Origin of the sequence: Gleimia hominis, from assembly GCF_032085515.1 — a bacterium.
Taxonomy (GTDB): Bacteria; Actinomycetota; Actinomycetes; order Actinomycetales; family Actinomycetaceae; genus Gleimia; species Gleimia hominis.
Genome location: NZ_JASXSX010000001.1, coordinates 379362 through 401776 on the forward strand (window position 1 = coordinate 379362; position 22415 = coordinate 401776).

Annotated in this window: 17 protein-coding genes and 2 pseudogenes; 7 read left to right on the top strand and 12 right to left on the bottom strand. The window is 51.6% G+C overall.

All coding sequences use genetic code 11. The features are described 5' to 3' along the window. The first annotated feature begins 140 nt into the window (after positions 1-140). The gene (locus tag QS713_RS01660) at positions 141-839 is read left to right on the top strand and encodes a helix-turn-helix transcriptional regulator (RefSeq protein WP_313271928.1); all 699 of its coding nucleotides are present in this window, start codon (positions 141-143) and stop codon (positions 837-839) included. Between the two features lie 38 nt (positions 840-877). Here QS713_RS01660 and QS713_RS01665 read toward each other — a convergent pair whose 3' ends face one another. Together QS713_RS01665 and QS713_RS01670 are read right to left on the bottom strand one after the other, a co-directional pair. Beyond that, positions 878-2335 (bottom strand): APC family permease, encoded by a 1458-nt coding sequence (locus tag QS713_RS01665; RefSeq protein ID WP_313271930.1) that lies wholly within the window; start codon positions 2333-2335, stop codon positions 878-880. 148 nt (positions 2336-2483) lie between these two features. Next, entirely contained in the window at positions 2484-3737 is a 1254-nt protein-coding gene (locus tag QS713_RS01670) for a metal-dependent hydrolase family protein (protein WP_313271932.1), read from the bottom strand. 356 nt (positions 3738-4093) lie between these two features. On the opposite strand from QS713_RS01670, the gene QS713_RS01675 reads away from it, so the two are divergent. Further along, positions 4094-4984 (top strand): MurR/RpiR family transcriptional regulator, encoded by an 891-nt coding sequence (locus QS713_RS01675; protein WP_313271935.1) that lies wholly within the window; start codon positions 4094-4096, stop codon positions 4982-4984. On the opposite strand, the gene QS713_RS01680 is transcribed toward QS713_RS01675, so the two are convergent. Together QS713_RS01680 and dcuC are read right to left on the bottom strand one after the other, a co-directional pair. Further along, a complete protein-coding gene (locus QS713_RS01680; protein ID WP_313271937.1) occupies positions 4953-6305 on the bottom strand; it encodes a lyase family protein in 1353 nt (450 codons plus the stop codon). The genes QS713_RS01675 and QS713_RS01680 overlap by 32 nt on opposite strands. A 61-nt stretch (positions 6306-6366) precedes the next feature. Beyond that, positions 6367-7731 carry a C4-dicarboxylate transporter DcuC gene (dcuC, locus tag QS713_RS01685; protein WP_313271939.1) on the bottom strand — a complete coding sequence of 455 codons (1365 nt, stop codon included), beginning with the start codon at positions 7729-7731 and terminating at the stop codon, positions 6367-6369. Positions 7732-9057: 1326 nt separating this feature from the next. On the opposite strand from dcuC, the gene QS713_RS01690 reads away from it, so the two are divergent. After that, entirely contained in the window at positions 9058-9696 is a 639-nt protein-coding gene (locus QS713_RS01690) for a sugar O-acetyltransferase (protein WP_313271942.1), read from the top strand. A gap of 401 nt (positions 9697-10097) precedes the next feature. On the opposite strand, the gene QS713_RS01695 is transcribed toward QS713_RS01690, so the two are convergent. From QS713_RS01695 to rpmH, 8 genes and pseudogenes are all read right to left on the bottom strand, one after another. Beyond that, positions 10098-11558: a ParB/RepB/Spo0J family partition protein gene (locus QS713_RS01695; RefSeq protein WP_313271943.1), complete on the bottom strand. Its 1461-nt coding sequence runs from the start codon at positions 11556-11558 to the stop codon at positions 10098-10100. A gap of 2 nt (positions 11559-11560) precedes the next feature. Next, complete coding sequence (locus tag QS713_RS01700) at positions 11561-12439, bottom strand: ParA family protein (RefSeq protein WP_313271945.1); 879 nt, start codon at positions 12437-12439, stop codon at positions 11561-11563. Between the two features lie 490 nt (positions 12440-12929). Continuing rightward, positions 12930-13571: pseudogene (gene rsmG, locus QS713_RS01705) on the bottom strand (16S rRNA (guanine(527)-N(7))-methyltransferase RsmG); the annotation flags it as partial. 411 nt (positions 13572-13982) lie between these two features. Beyond that, positions 13983-14501, bottom strand: a pseudogene (locus tag QS713_RS01710) (Jag family protein); the annotation flags it as partial. Further along, positions 14501-15832: a membrane protein insertase YidC gene (gene yidC, locus QS713_RS01715; protein WP_313271947.1), complete on the bottom strand. Its 1332-nt coding sequence runs from the start codon at positions 15830-15832 to the stop codon at positions 14501-14503. The pseudogene QS713_RS01710 and the gene yidC, both read right to left, overlap by 1 nt. Before the next feature lie 13 nt (positions 15833-15845). Further along, entirely contained in the window at positions 15846-16301 is a 456-nt protein-coding gene (yidD, locus tag QS713_RS01720; RefSeq protein WP_313271948.1) for a membrane protein insertion efficiency factor YidD, read from the bottom strand. Then, the gene (gene rnpA / locus QS713_RS01725; protein WP_313271950.1) at positions 16286-16696 is read right to left on the bottom strand and encodes a ribonuclease P protein component; all 411 of its coding nucleotides are present in this window, start codon (positions 16694-16696) and stop codon (positions 16286-16288) included. The genes yidD and rnpA overlap by 16 nt, the downstream gene beginning before the upstream one ends. Beyond that, a complete protein-coding gene (gene rpmH / locus QS713_RS01730) occupies positions 16697-16834 on the bottom strand; it encodes a 50S ribosomal protein L34 (RefSeq protein WP_102217000.1) in 138 nt (45 codons plus the stop codon). Between the two features lie 457 nt (positions 16835-17291). Between rpmH and dnaA the strand changes: the two genes are divergently transcribed. The 4 genes from dnaA (at position 17292) to QS713_RS01750 (ending at position 22312) form a co-directional block, all read left to right on the top strand. Then, positions 17292-18755, top strand: coding sequence for a chromosomal replication initiator protein DnaA (dnaA, locus tag QS713_RS01735; protein WP_313271953.1), 1464 nt, complete (start codon positions 17292-17294; stop codon positions 18753-18755). A 390-nt stretch (positions 18756-19145) separates the two neighbouring features. Beyond that, positions 19146-20279 (top strand): DNA polymerase III subunit beta, encoded by a 1134-nt coding sequence (gene dnaN / locus QS713_RS01740; protein ID WP_313271954.1) that lies wholly within the window; start codon positions 19146-19148, stop codon positions 20277-20279. Positions 20280-20316: 37 nt separating this feature from the next. After that, positions 20317-21603, top strand: a complete 1287-nt coding sequence (gene recF, locus QS713_RS01745) for a DNA replication/repair protein RecF (RefSeq protein WP_313271956.1) — start codon at positions 20317-20319, stop codon at positions 21601-21603. Further along, positions 21596-22312: a DciA family protein gene (locus tag QS713_RS01750; RefSeq protein WP_313273700.1), complete on the top strand. Its 717-nt coding sequence runs from the start codon at positions 21596-21598 to the stop codon at positions 22310-22312. The genes recF and QS713_RS01750 overlap by 8 nt, the downstream gene beginning before the upstream one ends. Positions 22313-22415 lie beyond the last annotated feature (103 nt).

Sequence of the window (22415 nt, forward strand, 5' to 3'; positions counted from 1 at the left end):
CCCTTTGTTTTTTCACTTACTTCTTTGACGTGGCATTGGTGCTGCGTTCTTCGTTCGTGATGGGTCATAAGCCCCGCACTATCTATTCGATTACAAGCCCGGTGGAATCTATGATTCTTGCGGCTATATTAACGGGCTGTATGTGGCTTGTTTGTTTGGCTTTTATTGAACTGGATTTGCGTTGGGCGGTGGTGCCCGTAGTTTCCGTGCTGGTTCTTTCGACCGCTGCTTTACTGTTAATTGAGGAGCAGAAGTACGCGGAGTTTTGTTTCTTCACTGTGCGTGGGTTAGCGCTAATTGCCCTATTGGTCTTTTTAGCGGTGAGGTACTTCCGAGAATCTGGGAGGGTGCAGCGCTTTAGGCTTAAACGCCACCGATTGTTGTACGTGTTAACAGCGTTGTTAGCGGTGGGTACGATTGTGTGGAATGTAGTGTTCATTTTAATTCTCCCCGGGCACAGTGGGGTGGCTAATGAGCGCCCATTTTTACCTGAGCGCAATTTTGTGGAGAATCTTTTGTACCTCACGTGGATGGTGTTCATTTTGGGTAGTGGCGCGCGGATTCTGCACGCTCACTTTGAGGAACCACCGGAGAAGTCGGTGGGGCCCGACGAAGTGTTCTTGCTGTCGGCCGTGAGAGTTTTTGGGGCCTCAAGCAATTTGACGGAACGCGAGGTGGAAGTGTTCACCCATATCCTCGCGGGCCGCACTAACCGGGAAATCGCAAACGAACTGTTTTTGTCTGAATCCACGGTTAAAGTGCACGTGCATAACATTTTGAAGAAGACTACTACGGCGGATCGTAAAGAGCTTACGCAAGCGTTTTGGCATACCGTTTAACCTCGCTTAACCTCGCTTAACCTCGCTAAGTAACTTCACTACGCCGCGAGCGTTGGTTTACTTGATTTGCGCGAAGCCACCCAGCGTAGTGCCACGCCGGCGATTAACCATACGATTACGATGCACCACGAGACTGGGTCCAGTACTGCGGGGGAACCGGGGATTACTTGTAGACCAACTAGAATTAGGCCTGCTAGCACAGCGGTTCCGATTCCAATCTTGCCTCCGGGTACTTTGTAGGGTCGGGGTAGGTCGGGTTCTGTGAACCGCATTTTGAGGCAGGCGGCGGCCGCTACGGTGCAGGCCACTACGAAGGCGAGGGCGTCCACTTTGGTGAGTGGGATCAGCAGGTTCCCACCTAGGAACGGTCCGACAACAGTGGCTACCGCCAGGATAATGTTGGGCACCACCGGGGTGCCGGTTTTAGGATGGATTTTTGCGAACGAGCGCGGTAAGTGTCCCTTTCGTCCCATCGCCAGCAGGATCCGCGCTGTCGCCCCGTAGAACGCGTTCATGGGGCCGATCGGGCCAATCGTGCCAATCACCAGCATGGGGATGTATAGGTACATGGAGATTTTCAGGATTGATGACAGGGCTGGGACGGGGTCGGCAACGGATTCTTGCCAGGGGAATATGGTTCCGAACGCGTAGATGCAGATCACGTAGAACAGGCCGGATGCGAGTAAGACTAGCCCGATGATTCGGCCGAATTTTTTCCAGTTCAAGTTTGGGCCCGCTTCTTCTGCACTTTGAGGGATCGTGTCGAAACCGGTGTAGAAGAATGGGGTGATTACGAGGACGGCCAGGAACGCGGTTAGGAACGTGCCGGCGGTGGTGGTTACACCCGCAACTGACCCGGAGTTTTGTGCGGACACGCGCGCAAATGTGGGCAGTAAGTTGGATGGGGATCCGATGAACAGTGAGGTAACCATGGCGAGCAGCATGCCAGCCAATAGGGCTTTGGCGAGGAAACTGCCGAGTTTCGCGGCGGCGCTGGCTCCGCGGAAGTTCAGGTAGATCACTAGCAGGCATACGGCTTCGGCAACCAAAGTGGGGATCAGGTAGATGGGTGAACCCGCGATTTCGTAGAGTTTGATGCTGGTGATCCACTCTAAGCCCGGTAGGTCCGCCCACATGCTCGACAGGAGCGCGCTGATTGCGATGGCTTCCCACGGGCACAAGATGGCGTTCCCCAGGGCGAGGAACCAGCCGGTCATGTGCCCTGCGGTTTTACCGAAGGTCCGTTCGGCGTATTCCACGATCCCACCGGAGATGGGGATGGCGGCGGTGAGTTCCCCAAAGACCGCGCCGATGGGTAGTAAGAACAGGGCGCCGGCGGCGAATGCCAGCATCGCGGAGATGGGGCCGCCACCCATAATCATCCAGTCCCCAACGAGCAGTACCCAGCCGGTACCAACGATCGCGCCAAACCCCATGGTGAAGTAATTCCACAGGCTGAGCGACTTCTTCATCCCTGTAGTTTGTGTCCCACTCATGATTCCCTCACTGTTGTTAAGTTGTTAGCCAACCCGCGTTGGCGGCAATTTAGCTAACCCGCCTCTCCTGCGAGTTGTTAGCCAACCCGCGTTTCTTGCGGGCCAACCTGCGTTTTTGCAAGCCAGCCCGCGTTGGCGGCGCGGTGCACTACCCGTAGATGAACTCACCTTCTTTCATGATCACGTCCATGTTCTCGCGCTTCAGGTCCCGAATATTCGTAGCTGGATCCCCGTTGATTACCAGCAGGTCTGCTGCTTTCCCACTTTCGAGGGAGCCGGTTACCTCATCAACTCCCAGCATTTTCGCGCCATTTGAAGATGCACAGCGGATTGCGTAAACGGGGGAGAACTTCGCTTTCTCCACGAATGCGTACACTTCACCAATCAGCGTCGTCCCGTACGGGGTGAGTGAGGAACAGAACGAGTCCGAACCAGTCACCAAGGTAATTCCTTTTGCGTCCGCTTTCCGCAAGTTGTCGTATACGCGCGCCAGTTCGCGCTCCTCCCGGGTGTCCCCCGGGTACTTGTCTTGTTCTGGGTTGTACTCCGGAGGATATGTCTTGAACCACTGTTCCAAGAACTGAATGGTTGGGCAGAAGTAGATTCCTTTTTCCGCCATAATGTCGAGGCATTCTTCGTTGAGGGTCTGCCCGTGGATAATCAGGTGTACCCCCGCTTTCGCGCTCGCGAGCGCCCCTTCGTATCCTTCTGCGTGCGACCACACGGGAATATGCACCATGCGGCATTCGTCAACTACCGCGTTGATTTCTTCTTGCGTGTAGTGCTGCAGCAGTTTGTCGTCGTGCCGCCAGATTCCCCCGCCGGTCGCCCAGATTTTAATCGCGTCCACGTTTTCGCGTAGTCGGTTTCTTACTGCGTGCCTGAGGTTCCAGGGTCCGTCTACGCGTTCGGCCCAGGGGTGGGATTCGTTGTTGTACGCGAGGGGGAGTTTGTGTGAGTCTCCGTGGCCGGAGGTTCTACAGAATCCCAGGCCCGTGCACACCATGCGTGGCCCGCGGATTATGCCGGCGTTGATGGTGTTGCGGATAGCTACGCCAGACCGGGAGATTTCCCCCACCGTGGTCAAACCACTTTCTACGGCATCGCGCGCTTGCTGCACGGCGATAACTGTTTTTTCGGTTGGGTCGTCCAGCACCCACTGGGTGTCGTCGTCACTTTCGTTACCTGTGAAGTGCACGTGGGAGTCAATCAGCCCGGGCATTATTGTTTTCCCACTGATGTTTCTTTCCACGTATCCTTGGGGTACTTTTTTGTAGGGGCCAGCGTATTCGATTTTCTGGCCTTTAATCAGTACGAGGCTGTCCTCCGTTGGATCTGCCCCGGTACCGTCAATGAGTTTTCCATGTGTGAACGCTACGTTCGTTTCAGCTTCCCGTTTCATGAAATTTACCTCGCTATGTTACCCAAGTGAACAGGTTTTGTTTCCAGGCACTTTCAGTATATAATCTGCATCACATTTTCTTTGTGCTAAAAGTCCTGTATGTTTATGCAGATCAAACCGAACTATTTCCCTATTTCAGTGAATATTGGAATGTCTACTTGAGGTTATTCGGCTTCAAATTCTCGTCTCATAGATTAGTTCTTTAATTAACTGGAAACCTATGGCAACGTTTGCGAGGCGCATTTCGCTGTTATACCGACAGTTATATAGCCGACCCTTATCTGAGCGACCGCTATATGAGCAACCGTTCTATTACCGCGGGTGTTGCTAGACTAAAATACTCACCAGGAGGCGTAATGACTGACACTGAACCGAGCGATAAAGGGCTTTTTGAACGCATAGCGTTGCTAGACCATCCCACGCCTGCGGATCAGCAGATCGCAGACTTTTTTGCCTCCGATTACCCAAACTTGGCATTCCGAGATTTAGCATCCATGTGTAAAGGCGCTGGGGTTTCCACGGCGAGTATCACCCGGTTTGTTCGAAAACTTGGTTACGAGAACTTCCGGGATTTCTCTAATGCACTGCGCACTGAGGTTGCCACGAGTTTCGACCGGCCTTTACAGCGCTCCTCCACGGCACAAATACCTCAGGAACCTGGATTTGAACTAGAACAACAATTCTCACTAGCTCTAGAAGACATTCAGCAAACACTAGCGTTGTATTCACGTGAGGATTTCATTGCCATAAGTAAACTTTTAGCTGACCAATCCCGACCGGTATATTTGGCGTCTTTCGCAACCGGGCGGACTCTCATCAGCTACTTCGCGTTAATGCTTAAATACCAGCGTCCCGATGTGCACCTAATTAGTGCGCCAGATATGACAGCGCATGACCTGGTTGATATTACGGACAATTCGTTGCTGCTAGCGACTTCGTTTGACCGGCATCCAAAACTCACCTACCGGATTCTACAGTTCACAAAGAAACGTGGTGGCACAACTATTTTGCTGAGTAATCGTCCCACCACGCCTTTGCGTCGCTACGCGGATCACTTTCTGCTGATTAATAGTTCGGCAAGTGCGCGATTCAAAAGTAGAGCCACCTTGCTGCTCACCCTCGAGTCCCTCCTATACGCGGTTGAAACACTGAACGGTGATACTTCCACCGAAAGAACACAGCTTCTAGAGTCCGTTAACGACGAGTTAGATCTTTTCATTCACCCAACTGATTTTGAAACCGCTTAGCTGCATCGCGTGAGATTTCACTTGACAGCCCCAAATATCCCCTCGGGTCCTCTAGTGCCTCAAAATCAACATCTTCTACTTCATTCGCGTACTTGCTGGCAAGCATAAACTCTTTCAGCGGCGTGCGGTTAACCCGGTATTCCTTAGCGAAATCCTGTAGTAAATCGTGCGCTGCTTCTTGGCCAATATGTTTCGCCAGCACCATCATGATTCCCTCCGTCATGAGCAGCGGCGATTCAAGCAACGTGTTGTTAACCAGCTGGGTTTCGTTAAAAGCTAGTTGATCTAGTAACCGCAAAAGTTTCGCGGCCGCGTGCTCCACAGCAATAAAAATCTGTGGTAGCGCGTCGCGTTCAACCTCCAAACTCCGGTGATCTCGTTCGAACGATGCCGGTGGTTGAGTCAAAACTGTGGCCGCCAACCCCGCTGCCAACCGCGCGCCCACAGAAATCTTCATTGTTGTGAACGGGTTCAGTTTTTGAGGCATCGTGGATGAGCCCGATGCATGAGCATCCATTTGCTCCCGCGCTTCCGCCAAGTCAGTGCGTTGCATGTCGAACAGGTCTTCGGCTATCTTCGCCAGGCTCTGCCCATAGATCGCTAAGGTACAGCAAAGCTCCGTGATTGCGTCACGCGAAGCATGCCACGGCACGGGTTCAAACGACAACCCAAGCTCTGCCGCGATTGACTGGGCCACAGACATTCCTTCTTTCCCCATGGACGCGTATGTGCCCGCAGCACCGGAGAATTGAATTAATGTTGCCCGCTCGTAACCATCCCGTAGGCGTTGCTTTGAACGTTCTATTTCTGCTAGCCAGCGTGCAAAACGGGTTCCGAGGGTGGTGGGTAAGGCATGTTGACCGTTTGTTCGTGCCACCATTAAAGTGTCAGCGTGTTCCTCCGCTAGCGTCGCCATTTTTTGCTTCAGTTCATCGAGCTGGTGGAACAACCAGTTGTAGCTTTGCTTGATCTGTAGTGCTCGCCCGGTGTCGAGAATATCTTGGCTGGTTGCACCGAAATGTACCCATCCGCGAACTTTGTTTGGCACTTGTGATCTGATTGCGTCTAACGCTGCTATGAGGGGGTTACCGACTTTGCCGGCACGCGCTTTTTCTACCAGGGCGTCGCTTATTTTCGCGTGCTCACTGATTAGTTGGGCAGCGTTTTTTGGGATCATCCCGTTGTCACCCTGAACTTTCGCGAGCGCCACTTCCACGTCCACGATTGCTTTTAGTACCGCTACTTCGTCCCAGATTTGGGCAAATTCTGAGGTTACATAGCCTTTTTTGCTTAAGGATGAGTTGAGTGCACCGAATCCCATTTTGACCTTTCTGTTTTGGGTTTGAGGGGAACAAGCGATTTTAGATGAGTGTCGTTGAATTTTAGATGAGTGTCATTGAGAGGACGGTCATCATTATGCTGCCGACTATCATCGGCACTGCGGTTCGTTTAACGATTTCAAGTGGTGACACCCCAAGACCACCTGCGACGGCGATTACCACTCCGGAAACCGGGGACATGGATCTGAATAGTCCGGAAGCGAACTGCATTGGGGTCACTAGTTGTGTGGCCGACGAGTTTAGCCCTGTGGCGATTTGTGGGGCGAGTTTAGCGAATGCGGAAAATGCACCCACTCCAGATCCGGTTAGGAAGGTTACTAGCCCAACGGTTAACGCGAAGATGACGATCATGAGTGTTATTCCATATCCCGTTTTTTCTGCGGAGCTGATGAGCAGGTCTATTAGGCCAGTTGTTTTGAGGCCTTCTGCGAAGAATTGTGCGGCAATAATTAGGGACACCACAGATCCAAACATTTTTCCCATGCCTTGGAAGAACTCCGTGGATCCGTTGACTATCTCTTTTCTGCCGCGGCCTCGGATTACTTCGATTACGCTTGCAAAGGCCCATACCAACACGAATGCGGACACCGTTGATAGTTCTATCGAGTCGTTGATAATCGGGCTGAAGATAACCAGGAGAATGATGGGTAGCACCACGAGTATTGAGTACCACTTCGGTGCTTGTAAACCCTCATCTTTTTCATCCATTTTATCTACTGTGGTGGCCTTTGAACGCTTATCGAAGTATTTTTGTGTGAATACGTGAGTAATGGCGATTGTGATAATTGTGGGTACCGCTACGATCAGCTGGTTTTGGACGAAGTAGACTGCTGGGGACATTTTGACGATGTCGGCTGCAAGAACAGTGGTGCCGGTTGCTGGCCCCATTGGTAAGGCACTGGATGTGGCGATCACGGCACCCGCCGCAGCAGGGTTAACGCCCGCGTTTTTCAGGATTGGTAGTAGCACTACGAGTAGTAAGATCGCCAGGCCAGCTGCCGATGGAATGACCATTATTAGTAGTTGCCCCAGAAAGTACGCGAGAATTAGGAGTAGGTACGGGCTTCGGATTCGCGACACTACACCCGAGGCGACTTCTACTAGTGCGCGGGCCGCACCGATTTTGTTCATGTATGCGGAGAAACCACCGGCTGCCATAATTATGAGTCCGACACCGGTCAGTTGGCTGCCGGCAATTTTTTCGAACAGACCCAGTATGTCGAACCAGCGCGATCCGGAGGTGGTGTCTTTTTCAAGTAGGGAAACAGATGGGTTTACTATTAGCGATACAGCTAGCAGAACAAACCCGGTGCCTAAAAGGACTATCACCGGTTTATATCCTTTTACCATGAGGAATCCTGCCAGGATTGTAAGAATGATCGCTAATACGGCAAGAAATGCTGACATTCTTTTCCTGTTCCTGCGTCTTGGTGTGCTAGCTACGTCACCAACACTTCGGCTACCAAACCGCACTGAGTGTAATTACACTAACACTGTAGCCTTATCGCTGCAATTGCACTAACAGTCGTTCTGAGGCACGTTTTCATTTGGTGTGTCCATTTAGCTATGTTAAGTTCTGCCTGTTTTCCCAGTCTTCCCAGTTTTGTCTGTTTTGCCCAGTTTTGTCTGTTTTGTCTGTTTTGTTTGTCTTCCCAGTTTTGCCAGTTTTGCCCCAGTGAGTCGTGAACGAACGTTTCAATGCCGCTCTTCAATTTTTAGCGAATGAGTTGGCAGGTCATAAGGGCAAATAAGTTAGTTGGTCCTAATAGCAAATTGGTTTTTATGCTTGCGGGTAGTTCTAGTTCATAAGTGCGCAACTGGCTGCGTTTGTAATCAGACATCCAGTGAAGCTTTCACTTCAGACACAAGGTAGCGTTCTAGTACACGCTGCCGCTTTTAGTGCTTTTGTACTAGGCTGAAAGCGGCTCTTGCGTAAGCGACTCATGTTAGGTAAGTCCTTTTTCACCACGATTGGGTTCTGCGCAGAATCCGTAACAGTACAGCATGGGTCTTGATCAGAATTGTTTCACGTGAAACAAATTGGTTCTTATTCTATTAACTCTCAGGCGTGCAGATGATCTCAGTGTCCCTCGAGAGACATTCCAAGATATGTACTACGCCAGGGTATTAGTAATCACACGGCAGATTCGCAATACCCGATCTATTTAAGGTAATCCATTACTGATCTGCTTCAACGATCAATAAAACGATACAAACGTATCCTCTTGAAGAATTACGAGCAGATAATCGCTCTTCTCTACAGTACTAAGGTGCACTGCGCTGCATCAACTGACATTTCTTATTACCACTATCGGATGCATCATGTGTTATTTCTGACAACCGCCCTGTGATGCATTTGCTATCCCGAAATCCATAGTCTCTCTGACTTACGTGGACGCTATTCCCAACTGAGCTTTTTCACAACCTCGACTATCAACTGGCGGTTAGAACAGTTTTGTTCCCCACGTAGAGTTTCTATACCAGATAAGAATCTTCGACTAGAGATTCCATTCTTTAACACGCAGTGTCCCTCTAGCAGACATTACTACTCTCTCGCTATTTCACCCGAACCAAATGCATTCTCCACAAGGCATCGCTTCCTTACGAGGCAAACACCCCAATTCAATCGCTTTGGGTAACCGCATTATCAAAGCCGCGATTACCCGCCAAATACAAAACTCTTCGCTTATGTTCATGTGTCCTACATAAGCACGCTACAGTAGGCTAGTTGCTATGAGGACTAACAATTTTCGTCATGACGATCGCAGCAATAAACAACGCATGGACTCAGGAGACTGGTACATCGCAGAAGACCCAGAACTCGCCGCACAATACAAAAAAGCTCTCCTCGCAATGCGCCATGCAGAAGATCGCTACCCTTATGATCCCGCCGGAGCCCAAGAAGAATACAGCTCCCTGCTTGGAAGTGTTGGCGAGGATGTGCACATTCGCCCACCCGCTCGCTTCGATTACGGATGCAACACATACATTGGCGAGGGCACATTTGTTAACTATGGTCTCGCATGCCTCGACGTCGCGAAAGTAACCATAGGCAAAAACTGTCAGATCGCAACCAACGTTCAATTGCTTACCGCACTGCACCCACTTGAAGTGGAACCAAGAAAAGCCCGTTGGGAAGCTGCAGATCCAATAACCATAGGTGATAATGTCTGGCTCGGTGGCGGCGTTATTGTTTGCCCTGGAGTTACTATCGGTGATAACTCCGTTATCGGAGCTGGATCAGTTGTTGTCAAAGATATACCCGAAAATGTTATTGCAGTAGGTAACCCCTGCAAAGTTCTTCGGAAACTACCTAAATATGAAGGCGGACCTATAGACACCGAAACTAACTCACTTAACACCGGTTTCTGATCCTTAATTTAAGAGCACTAAAGCTCGGGTTGCCATGACCCAATTGCTCGGGTCTCCAGCGCCACTTTCGAATCTCAAAACTGCATTTAGTTTTCGAGGGCCGCTACTTCGGACAGTAGAAATCGGCGTCTCCAGGCAAAGGGCGAATTGTTTCACGTGAAACAATTCGCCCTGAAACAATTCACTCTCTTGATACTTCATTCCCCTCAGTTTCGAGTGAATTCACATACACCACAGTCATCAAGGGGCACGAACGCTGCCCATGAGTAAGCGATTATCCAGGGTATCTGCTTGCGCACCCTGTTGATCACCCGCAAGCAAAGGAAAATCGTCCCGCCTAAGTCAGCGTCTACGCGACGTGTAGAAGATTGCTTGTATGACCCAAAATCTCCCAGTGTCTTCTAATCCCGCGCTTTTAGCTTTCCAATAAGTTCTGTTAAGCGCGCCAAGTCTTCTTCTCCAGCAAATTCGACAACAATGCGGCCCTTCTTTTTACCTTCTACAACACTCACCCTTGTGTCAAAGATGTCGGTAAGCCGATCTACAACTGCTGAAGCATTTGCAGATAAGGGCTTAGCCAATACTGGCGCTTTGCGTTTTGACCGAACTTTCGAACTAACTTCACCTAAGGCCACAATCTCCTCTGTGGTGCGAACTGATAGGCCTTCAGAAATAATCCGATCCGCAAGCCTCTCCATCACTTCTTTAGATTCCAAACCTAGCAAAGCCCGCGCGTGCCCAGCCGAGATAACGCCAGAAGCAAGTTTCAGTTGAACACTCGTCGGTAGCTTAAGCAGCCGCAAAGTGTTGGCAATCTGAGAGCGCGAACGTGCAATCTTTGCCGAAAGCTCCGCTTGGGTACAACCAAAATCATCTAAAAGCTGCCGGTATGCACTAGCTTCCTCCACCGGGTTCAATTGAGACCGGTGTAAGTTTTCCAGCAAGGCTTCGCGCAACATCTGCGTGTCATCCGTATCCCGAACAATAGCTGGAATACTTTCTAAACCAGCTAGTTTTGCGGCCCGCAAACGGCGCTCACCCATAATCAGTTCATACTGAGGTGAACTGTCAAGACCCGCATCTCTTCGTTGCGCCATTACATCTTCATATAGTGGATCTTCCAAATCCGCTATAGGACGTACAACAACTGGTTGTAAAACTCCCATTTGTGCAATCGACTCTGACAATTCGGCAAGTTCATCCTCATCGAATACCTGCCTAGGTTGCCACACGTTCGGAATTACGACATCAACATCCAACTGTGCAAAAGAAGCGCCCGGAACTGGAACGAGCTCGGAATCATCTGTAGTGGACTGCGACGATTGCCCATTGAATCCATTACCGGAAAGCTTCATTGTCGTAGTCGTTTCATTCGCTTTCACGGTGCTACCGTCTTTGCGCGCAGAGCTATCGCGCTTGGCCTTACCGTTGGCTTTAGTATCCCTTTTTTCCAGCTGTGCTTCCTTGTTTCCAGTTTTCACATTCGTGGACGCTTCGCTGGACACTTTCGGCTTTTGTGCTTGCTTGATCTTACTGTCGGCACCTTTATTCGGGGGTACTCCATCAGCATCCTTTAGCTTAGGAGTCTTCTTTGCGTTACTGGTGAAGCTTCGAGTAGTTTTTTTCTCGTTCGTCTTGCTCGCCTTCTTCTTCCTCCGATCTGAAGGCTTAAGCAGTTCCTGAGCCAAGGCAGAAGTACGCCGAATACCGTCTTGCCCATTGCCAGTACTGTCCGCTGCAGGGAAGAACACATCGCGGGGTTTGTCAGCGTGCGAAATTGTTTCACGTGAAACATTCTCTTCTCGCGTCGGAATCAACGACCCCAAACCTCGCCCTAGTGCACGTCTCGACTTCTCCGCCATCTTCACTTCCCTGCCATTCTATTTGCTAATTCCAACGCAACTTTCTTATACGCCAGAGCAGCTGCGCCTCGTGGATCATGGCCAAATATACTCATTCCGAAACTAGGTGCTTCAGATAATTTCACTGACCGCGGTACAACTGTTTTAAAAACCTGTTCAGGGAAGTACCTCCGGATCTCCTCAGCTACTTCCGAAGAAAGATTAGTGCGACGGTCAAACATCGTAATCAAAATCCCACCAATGTCGAGCTTCGGATGCAGATACTCCTTAATTCTCTCGATAGTCCCCAACAGCATTGAGAGACCCTCAAGCGCGTAATACTCTGCCTGAATCGGAACAAGCACTTGATCTGCGGCAACAAATGCGTTCAAAGTTAGCAGCCCCAAAGATGGTGGGCAATCCACAATAATCACGTCCACGTCCCGATGGACGGAAAGAAAGATTTCGAGCGCGCGGCGAAGGATGTACTCACGTTGGGCAGCGGAAGATAACTCCAGCTCAGCGCCCGAGAGATCGATCGTAGCGGGGCAAACCAGTAAGTTCTCTGACTCTTCACTTGGATATAGGCAGTCCGCAAGTTCTTTATCACCGCGCAGTACGTCGTATGTAGAAGGCACTTCGGGTTGATGATCAATACCAAGAGCTGTGGAAGCATTCCCCTGTGGATCAGAGTCAATAACAATGACCTTTAACCCACCCTGTGCTAAAGCAACCGCAAGATTTACTGCGGAGGTGGTTTTGCCTACGCCACCTTTTTGGTTCGCAACGGTAATCACCTGTGCGCGGGATGGGTGCGGAAAACTAATTCCCTCTAATTCCGCGCGTTCTTGAGCTAGGCGTGCTAATTCGTCCGCGAATGATTCCTTCGACTCTAAGGCCACCGGGTCTCCTTTCTTACCCACTAAGTCTAATCGGTGAACCCACATAAAAGACACTCAACCCGCAACCTGTGAATAGCGCTTTATCACCCCTGGTATTCACTTACGCATTCGCACTCTACGTCCGCTATTTAACACCATTTCCGTGTTTTTGAGGCAGCTGAGACACCTAGGTGCAACTCCCTCCCAACGGTTATCCCCATGAAGATACTCGCGTAGCACGCAGAAAATATAGAAAAAGTACTTCGCTCTACGCATCAGCTTGCAAAAGAACAGAGTGCCTATCAGCGAGTAGTAAACAGGCCTTTCGAAAAGGAATACCTATTTTTCATGACTATGAGAGATAGTAACGATCTGACGTAGTCATCCTGAATATCGGTAACCTCTTGCTTGTGCAAAGGGGCAAGATACTTTATCTGCCCCGCCGCTGTTTATTGGACCTTCTATTATTGTGCCCACCGCGTTTAGCTCGGCCTCGATTAGCAAAGTCACGTTTTGCTTTCGTTGCTACCAGTACTCGTGTGGATTCATCTTCCATAATCGATGGCACCTCATGTACCTCAACATGTTTCACGTGAAACTTTTGCAGCACTTTCTGCGAATTATTAATCTCCGCATCCACCTGCCGGCCCTTCAAGGCCACCAGTGAACCACCAGAAGCAACTAAAGGCAACGTCATGGGCACCAACTTGCGCAGCGCCGCCACCGCACGCGCCGTAACCACGTCTGCTACCCCAACACCATGCAGCTCTTCTGCACGTGCCCGGTGAATCGTCACATTATCCAAACCCAGTTCATAAACCACGTCTTCAAGCCACTCGACGCGTCTCTCCATAGGTTCCGTGAGGTGAACATCCAAATCAGGTCGCATTGTATCAAGGACTATACCTGGAAATCCTGCTCCAGATCCAATATCCATAACCTGCTTGCGCGCACCAATAAAATCAACAATCGCTGCAGAATTCACCAAGTGTCGCGACCACAGCCGTGGAAGCTCACGCGGGCCAATCAACCCACGCAGCTCCCCCTCTTCTTCGAGCATGGCGGCGAAATGCTCTATCGCACTAAACGCGGGTCCAAAAAACTTCTTCACGGCCTCATTGGGCTTCTCCAACGCATCATTTGGCTGCCCCAAAGTGTCATTGGGCTGCTCCGAAACATCATTTGACTGCCCCAAAGCGTAACTAGACTGCTCCAACGCATCATTAGGCCGCTCCAAAGTATCAAACTCAGCCAAGTCCACCCCGCGCGCAGGCACCGCATCTTCCGGGCCGCGCCCCGGCTGCGTAGGGGAACCCGCAGCGTCAGGCGTCTGATCTAAATCACGCAATTTGTCTAAATCACTCGATTTTGCCGGTTCTTGGCCCCGCTCCTGCGCATTACCGAAACCCAGGTCGTTTTCCACAGCTAACGATTAGTCCTCATCAGCAATCTGATTAGCGGTCTCGTTGGAATCCTGGTCGGAGCCGTCAGCCAAATCAGACTCCACCGCGGAACCATTGTTATCCTGATAGGGATCGGACCCAGAGTCATCCCGGTTATCCTCATCACCATCAGCTTGCGCAACCTCATAATCAGCGGGGTAAATCACCACGCACCGGTTAGGATTAACGCCCTCAGACTCCGAATGCAGCTGCGCCTCCGCTGCAACATCATGACAAATCTTGCGTTCAAACGGATTCATCGGATCCAACTTAACCGGCTCATCGTGCATCCGTACACGCGCAACCGCCTCCCCGGCGATCTCGCGCAGCTCCTGCCGCCGGTCCTCACGGAATCCCGCGATATCCAACATTAACCGTGACCGCTCACCAGTTTGTGTCTGCACCGCGAGCCGCGTCAACTCCTGCAACGCGTCTAGCACGCGCCCATCCGCACCCACCAGGCGTTCCAAATCCGAATCCGCTTCATCAGACACAATGTCCACAATCGCGCGATCGTTCTCAACATCCAGTTCGATATCCCCATCAAAATCAGCGATATCCAACAGTTCCTCTAGAAAATCCGCAGCAATATCCCCCTCTTTAACGAGGTCGGCCACGCGCTCTTTAGATTCCTCAGACATTACTTATCCTTCTTCTTTTTCTTACCGGCTTCCCGGCGTTGCTTCCGACGTTCCTGCCTACGCTGCTCCAACTCCTGCGCAGACAACTTAGTTTTCGCTTTCTTCCGCTTCTTCATCTGCGCTTCACGTTCAGCACGCCGCCTAGCCGCAGCTGCCTTCTGATCGCGCTCCCGCTTCGTCAAACGTTTCGGCTGTTCACCGCGCCTTTGCTTCGTCGCAGCGCGGGGTTTAAACCGCTTCGCCCACCGTTCATCGGGCAAACCATCCCACTCGTTAAACGCCAGTTCCCGATAGGCCGACAACTGCACCTCAGGCGTCACATCATCAGGGAATTTCGTAGGCACCTTCTGCTTACGTGCCTGCGATTTAATGCTCTTGAGGGTGCGCGCTAAAAGCTGCTCCCGTTCCTGTGAATCGTCATCCGAAAGTGAACGGTATTGCTCATCATATTTTTCAAACTCCGGGCGGGCCCACTCAACATACTCTTTCCGACGCCGCACCGTCAGCTGATTGTACGCATCCGAACCCGGCGTGGGCATCCGCGCGATAGTCCAGAACTGCTGCCCCATCGTCCACAAGTTCGTGGTGAACCAGTAAATCAGCACGCCCACCTGAAAGAAGAACCCAGAAACACCGATAACTGCCGGCATCATGTACATCATCATGCGTTGGCTACGCATCATTGGGTTATCCGAACTGGTTGCCGACGCCGGCATGTTCTTCATCGTCAACTGCCGCATAGTGATGAACTGCGTGAACACCATCAGCAGAATCATCACCACAATCACGACTTTCGACGAGAACAGGTTCGTCGTCGTAAAGCTCGCTGAAAGCGGAGCTCCAAACAGCGTGGAGTTTTCAATATCGGACGCCAACCGCGAGTTCAACGGCCCAATATTCGCACCCCCCGCGTACGTACCCGCCGCAATCTGTGAAGTGGATGCCAACACGCGGAACAGTGCAAAGAAAATCGGCATCTGCGCCAAAATCGGCAGGCACGAAGAGAACGGGCTCGTCCCATTCTCCCGGTAGAGCGCCATCATTTCCTCACTTTGACGTTGCCGACTCGCCTGGTCCGTTTTCCCCTTGTACTTCTCCTGCAGCTTCTTCAGCTCCGGCTGCACCAGCTGCATATTGCGTGAGGCACGAATCTGCCTAAAGAACAGAGGAATCAAAATAATGCGCACCAAAACAGTCAGGCCCACGATGGACAGAATCCATGCGATGCCCGGCCCATCATCCATCCCGAGGAACACCAACAGGTCGTGCAGGCGCACCATAATCCAAGCCACCACTACCTTGAACGGGTAGAGAAGTTTGTCAAACCACACGGTTTAAGCTCCTTTAATGATTCCTGATGGCGCACTCGCCACCGCTGTTGTTAGCCAGGCTACCTGGCCGTTCCTGTAAAACCTTAGAGGATTTCTCCCCTAGAACCTTAGAGGGTTTATCCCCAAAATCCTCATCAGACTCACTACTGCAGTCCCCATCCAACTCGCGGCTGGCATCATCACGGGATTCACACTCGAACTCGTCCAACGGGGGACGCACGTAAGGTTCCGGTTTCCACCTGCCCACTTTCGGCACATGATCAACCCCGCCCAACGACCACGGGTTACACCGCAGTAAACGCCACACAGCTAGAATCAAACCCTTTACCGGACCGTGCACCTCAAGCGCTTTAACTGCATACGCTGAACACGACGGATAATACCGGCAAGTAGGCGGCAAACCAGGGGAAATGAAGCGCTGATAGAACCGAATTGGAACCATCAGTACGCGCGCTAAAATGCTTCGCATAGTTCCCCTCGGTTCCGTTGCATCTGCTGCATTCTCTCGCGTTCAAACCGTTTTAACTTCGCTAGTGTGCGCGTCAAAGCACTGTCTAATGAAGTTTCAATCTCAGCGAAAGACCTTCCCCTGATTCCCGGTAGGGCACGCACCACAACCAGCGTCTGATCTGGGATAATCACTAATCTTTCGCGCATTAGGTGGCGCAGTTGCCGCTTCGTCCGATTCCGATCCACCGCCCGCGGATACACCCGCTTAGGTACGACGAAACCGACGAGGGTTCCTTGTATTTCCTCGCCGGTTACTGCGTGAACAACTAGTTCGCTATTACCGCTCCGCCGTCCACGGCGCGTCGCTAGCCGAAAAAGTTCCGGTTCCCGCAAACGATGTTCGGCCGGTAACACTTAAGCAGACAGCTTAGCGCGACCCTTGCGGCGGCGGTTTGAAAGAATCGCACGACCCGCGCGAGTGCGCATACGCAGACGGAAACCGTGTTTGCGTGAGCGGCGACGGTTGTTCGGCTGGAAAGTTCGCTTAGTCACGATATTCTCCTCGTTACTCGTTCTTGAAGGCCACAGCCTTCGAAGCTACCTCGGTGACACGAAAGAGATCGAGCTAACACCCTCGCAAACCCCTCGCGCCATGTTTCACGCCCAAAAGGGCGCACTTATGCAACTATCACAGCCTAGTAAAAGCCCATAGTTCCGTCAATGCAGCCACGTTTAGTCTCCCTCACACAAAGTTCTCCACACCTGTGGATAGAGGTGGGGATAACTACACTCGTGAAACTGTTGAAAACTATTTATCCACAGGCTGTGAAATTCGGACAATTCCCAGAAAGCGCAAGATAATCACATTCATGTAATCTCACTAGTGTCTATCCACAAGCTTGTCCCCATGTTGGGGATAACTTTTTGAATTCTGTGCAAAAGTGACACACTAGGGGATACGCTCAGATATTAGACAGTGTTAAACATCACGAGAAGGTGAGGAGCCCAATTGGAAGGTCCATCCCTGCAGCAAGCGTGGGACCAGACGATCTCACAGCTCGACGCTCAAGAAATTGGCCCCGCCGCATACGCATTCATCCAAATGACCCAATGTCTAGGGATTATTGAAGGCACCATCCTCGTTGCCGTGCCCAACGACTTCACTAAGACCTACCTCGAGTCACGCGTATACGAAACCCTCACCGAAAACCTCGCGCAAGTAATGGGCCAAAGCGTGCGCATCGCCTTCTCCGTAGACACCAGCCTCGAAAACCGCTACATCGAAGAACAAGCCGTAGCCACCGACGCGGAAACTGACAGCGAAACGAAGCAGTCACCTTCCACCAATGCGGAGACTGAACCTCAAGAAAAACCAAACGCCCCCACCCAACCCAGTGCGCCCACTAGTGCTAATGTGCCCACCGGGACCGATGTGGATACGCGGCTCAATCCCAAGTACACTTTCGACACGTTCGTAATCGGCTCATCCAACCGGTTCGCTAACGCCGCCGCTACCGCGGTTAGTGAAATGCCGGCAAAGGCCTACAACCCACTATTTATCTACGGTGGGTCGGGGCTGGGGAAAACGCACTTATTGCACGCTATAGGTAATTACTCACTGTCTCTGTACCCACATTTGCGGGTGCGGTACGTAAGCTCTGAAGAGTTTACGAACGATTTCATTAACTCAATCCGCGACGATCGAGCCGAAGATTTTCAACGCCGCTACCGCGAAATCGACATCCTCCTCGTCGACGACATCCAGTTCATTCAAGGGAAAGAACAGACAGTGGAAGAGTTCTTCCACACCTTCAACACCTTGCATAACGCGGATAAGCAGGTGGTGATTACCTCCGACGTCCCACCAAAACAACTGTCTGGATTCGAAGACCGGATGCGGTCACGTTTCGAAATGGGGCTACTCACTGACATTCAACCACCAGACCTGGAGACACGCATCGCGATTCTACGTAAGAAAGCGACTGCAGAGAACCTAGATGTTGACCCTGAGGTACTTGAGTACATTGCGTCGCGCATTGCCTCTAACATTCGCGAACTAGAAGGATCCCTGATTCGCGTAACCGCGTATGCAAACCTCACGGACCAGCGCATTAACCGAGAGCTCGCGGAACTGGTACTAAAAGATATTCTCTCGGACAGTGATGAAACCGAAATCACGGTTTCGCTGATCATGGGCGAGATAACCGGGTACTTCAACATCACTGTAGAACAACTGTGCTCCGCCGACCGGTCTCGCGAACTCGTGCAAGCCCGGCAAGTAGCCATGTATCTGTGCCGCGAACTCACTGACTTGTCCTTACCTAAAATCGGTCAAGCCTTCGGTGGACGCGATCACACCACGGTCATGTATGCCAATCGGAAGATTTCTAAAGAGATGACTATGAAGCGCGAAATTTACAACCACGTCACCGAACTAACCGGAAGAATTAAACAAAAAGCGCGCCAACACTAGTGTTATCCACAGACAGCCTGTGGAAAGCTGTGGATAAGTGGGGAAAAATTGGTTTTTCAGACCAAAATCTGTGGATAACTTTGAGGGACACATACAGATTTCCACAGTTCCATCCACTTATCCACAGGTTGTACCCAATTGTTATCCACCAATTAATCCGCAGCAAGACGCATGAATTACAACATTTGCACACAATTCACAGCCCCTATAACTACTACGAACTAAGTAATTACAAAAAATCTCATCTCCCCGCATGTGGAGAAACGCGAACTCGGCATGTCGCCTTGAAAACCAAATGAACAGTTCCCTCACAGATATGAACTTAGATCACAAATCGCGTAAAGTTGTACAGCAGAGTTCTTCTAATCCTCGGACTGAAAGGTAGGCACCATGGATTTCACCGTTCCCCGGGATATCCTTAAAGAAGCCGTTAAATGGACAGCACAGACAGTGCCTCAACGTCCATCTGTGCCCATTCTAGCTGGAATCCGTTTAACTGCTGAGGATGGAGTACTCGAACTCTCCTCATACGACTACGAAACCTCTACTCGCTCACAAATCCCAGCAGAAGTAGATGTGCCAGGTGACATCCTGGTTCCCGGTAAACTCCTAGCATCAATCACCCAGAGCCTGCCGAACGCACCAGTGCGCTGCAAACTCGAAGACACCCGGATGAAACTCGAATGCGGGGCAGCCCACTTCGTCCTCGCCACAATGTCCGTGGATGAATACCCAACCATGCCGGTAATGCCACAAACCCGCGGTAGTTTCGACTCTAAAGTGCTTTCAGAAGCCATTAGCCAAGTATCCATAGCGGCATCGCGCGACGACACGATTCCACTTCTCACCGGTGTGCGCATAGAGATCGACGATGACACCATCACGTTCCTAGGTACAGATCGGTACCGGCTGGCGATGAAAGAGTTTAAGTGGAACCCCTCAGAAGCGGGGATTTCCACGTCACTGCTGGTGAAAGCCTCAACGTTGTCAGAAGTAGCTAAATCTATGACTTCCGCTGGAAGCGTGGACTTTGCCTTTGACGTAGAACAAACCGGGCCGAACTCCCTGGTAGGCTTTACCGCCGGCGCGCGCCAATCCACCTCAACGCTAATGGACGGGGAATACCCACCTGTGCGGCGCCTCTTCCCAGAAGAAACCAATATTCACGCCGTAGTAAAACGCGACGTACTCCTAGAAGCGGTGAAACGCGTATCCTTGGTGGCCGAACAAAAAACCTCGGTCCGCCTACTATTCGATGGGGAAGAACTAACGTTGCGGGCAGGGCAAGATGACTCGTCACAAGCCTCCGAACAAGTACCCGTGGTGCTGCATGGGGAAGCACTCCAAACGGCATTCAACCCCAGTTTCTTACAAGCCGGACTATCTGCATTAGATACCGAGTACGTTCGGTTCTCTTTCACCGAACCCATGAAGCCAGCTGTGATTACGGGGCAAAACGATCAAGACGGGGAAGATGACCTCACGTACCGGTACCTACTGATGCCAATCCGGTTTGGAATTTAACTGCACCCAACCGCCTAGTTTGCAAGAATAATTCTCAGTGTTTGTTTCTCACATAGCACTCGACGATTTCCGCTCTTACCGCCACGCAGTACTGGAATTCCACCCAGGAACAACAGTACTGCTGGGCGCAAACGGGCAGGGAAAAACGAATCTGGTGGAAGCACTCGCATACCTGTCTAGCTTTTCTTCCCACCGCGTCGCAGCCGACACTGCACTGGTGCGCGCTCCCATGCCCGGCGAGAATCCAGTGCCCGGAGCTGTAGTTAGAGCGAAATCCCACAGCTTGGGGCGCGAGCGGGTAATTGAGCTAGAGATTATTCGCGGTAAAGCCAACCGCGCGCGAGTGAACCGCAACTCCGTTCGCCCCCGGGACCTGCTGGGTCTGGTTCGCACCGTCGTATTTGCACCTGAGGACATGGAACTGGTGACCGGTGACCCGGGAGCGCGCCGACGCTTCTTAGATGATCTGGCGGTGCAGCTTTGGCCCGCTTATTCCTCATACAAATCTGACTACGACAAGGTGGCGCGTCAACGTGGGGCGCTACTAAAGCAGCTTGGAAAACAAAAACGTCGGGGGCAACCAGTGGACCCGGCGACGTTAGAAGTGTGGAACAAACCTTTCATAGAATCCGCCAGCGCTGTTGTTAAGTATCGAACCCAACTGGTCGAGCTGCTAAAAGACCCGGCTCACAAGGCACACGAAACCGTATCTGAAGCTTCCAGAGAACTGTACTTATCGTATGAAAGCTCCTTGAGTGCGGTAGACGGAGTTGACGGAATAGAAGGATATGAGGATCGACTGGCGAGCGCTCTCGCGAATGTAGCGAAACGTGAGATTGCCCGTGGAGTTAATCTAGTTGGACCGCACCGCGACGATCTGCAGCTGCACCTTGATCACTTGCCGGTAAAAGGGTACGCGTCGCACGGTGAGTGCTGGTCGGTGGCGTTAGCGCTGCGCTTGGGCGCATTTGAAATCCTCAGTAAAGATCGGCGCACTGGTGAAGTAGACCCACCGGTACTCATCTTGGATGACGTGTTCTCTGAACTGGATGCGGCTCGTAGAAGTGCCTTGCTGGAGGTCATAGAACGTGCAGAGCAAACCATTGTTACCGCAGCCGTGGGTACCGATCTGCCCGAACAGATCCAAGCACACACAGTTAGCGTGGTCTGGGACAAAAACCAGGGAACACAGTTACAACCCGTAGACAGGGTTGACACAAGCTTGGCGGACAGCCCTGGTGCTCATGTAGATAGCGATGCTCATGTAGATAGCGATGCCCGTGTAGATAGCGCCGATGAGGGTAGTGGTGACCGCGATGAATGAACACCACCGGTCCAGTGAAAAAGCGCAGAAAGAAATGGAAGTATCTGACCTGGGCATTAGCAGCGCAACTCGGATGGAGCCAAAGAAGGAGCCAAAGACAGAACAGAAGACTGAGGAGGGGGCGGAACAAAAGCCGGAAAACCTTGCCGCAAGAGCATTACAAAAGCAACGGGAACTGGCGCGTAGCAAGGGGCAGTTTCCGCGCTCGGCATCTGCGCTGGCACGCAGCAAATCGAACTCCCAGTCTAAACAGCATGGCCCCAGCGCAGGTGCGGGTCCAAACGCGGAAAGCAGAGGGTGGGTAACGCGCCCAGGCATGGCATCTTCAAAACTAGGTACCGGCCGATCACGATTTGACGCCCAGCCACTAGCCAACGTACTGGGGAATATGAGCAACCACTTGGGCTGGACTCGGATGCTGTCGGTTGCCTCCATTGCTGCGCATTGGACGCGGATTGTTGGGCCTAAGAATTCGCAGCACTTAAAAGTGGAAAGTTTTGACGAATCCGTCCTCGTTGTCCGTGCCACCTCAACTGCGTGGGCGAACCAAATGCGGATTCTGCTTCCCACAGTACAAAGACGGATTGATGAGGAACTGGGCAGCGGCATTGTAAAACAGGTGATTATCCGCGGGCCAGCAAACCCTAAATGGGTGAAAAAAGGTGGTTGGCGCGTACCTGGCAGAGGGCCGCGAGACACTTACGGTTAGCGGATTTAACCGCCGTTTTGCGGGTGGATCTACATCACATTTTTGTCTGCCCTAAGAGTGCTTTGGAACGCGGGAAAGGCCCGCAAAAATGGTAAAATAATAG

Bases quoted from the DNA above. Each gene is read 5' to 3' on its own strand.
- dnaN (WP_313271954.1), top strand. From the start codon at position 19,146: ATGGATTTCACCGTTCCCCGGGATATCCTTAAAGAAGCCGTTAAATGG.
- yidD (WP_313271948.1), bottom strand. From the start codon at position 16,301: ATGCGAAGCATTTTAGCGCGCGTACTGATGGTTCCAATTCGGTTCTAT.
- QS713_RS01695 (WP_313271943.1), bottom strand. From the start codon at position 11,558: ATGGCGGAGAAGTCGAGACGTGCACTAGGGCGAGGTTTGGGGTCGTTG.
- QS713_RS01680 (WP_313271937.1), bottom strand. From the start codon at position 6,305: ATGGGATTCGGTGCACTCAACTCATCCTTAAGCAAAAAAGGCTATGTA.
- QS713_RS01665 (WP_313271930.1), bottom strand. From the start codon at position 2,335: ATGAGTGGGACACAAACTACAGGGATGAAGAAGTCGCTCAGCCTGTGG.
- QS713_RS01660 (WP_313271928.1), top strand. From the start codon at position 141: ATGTGGCTTGTTTGTTTGGCTTTTATTGAACTGGATTTGCGTTGGGCG.
- dcuC (WP_313271939.1), bottom strand. From the start codon at position 7,731: ATGTCAGCATTTCTTGCCGTATTAGCGATCATTCTTACAATCCTGGCA.
- QS713_RS01750 (WP_313273700.1), top strand. From the start codon at position 21,596: ATGAATGAACACCACCGGTCCAGTGAAAAAGCGCAGAAAGAAATGGAA.
- QS713_RS01675 (WP_313271935.1), top strand. From the start codon at position 4,094: ATGACTGACACTGAACCGAGCGATAAAGGGCTTTTTGAACGCATAGCG.
- QS713_RS01690 (WP_313271942.1), top strand. From the start codon at position 9,058: ATGAGGACTAACAATTTTCGTCATGACGATCGCAGCAATAAACAACGC.
- QS713_RS01670 (WP_313271932.1), bottom strand. From the start codon at position 3,737: ATGAAACGGGAAGCTGAAACGAACGTAGCGTTCACACATGGAAAACTC.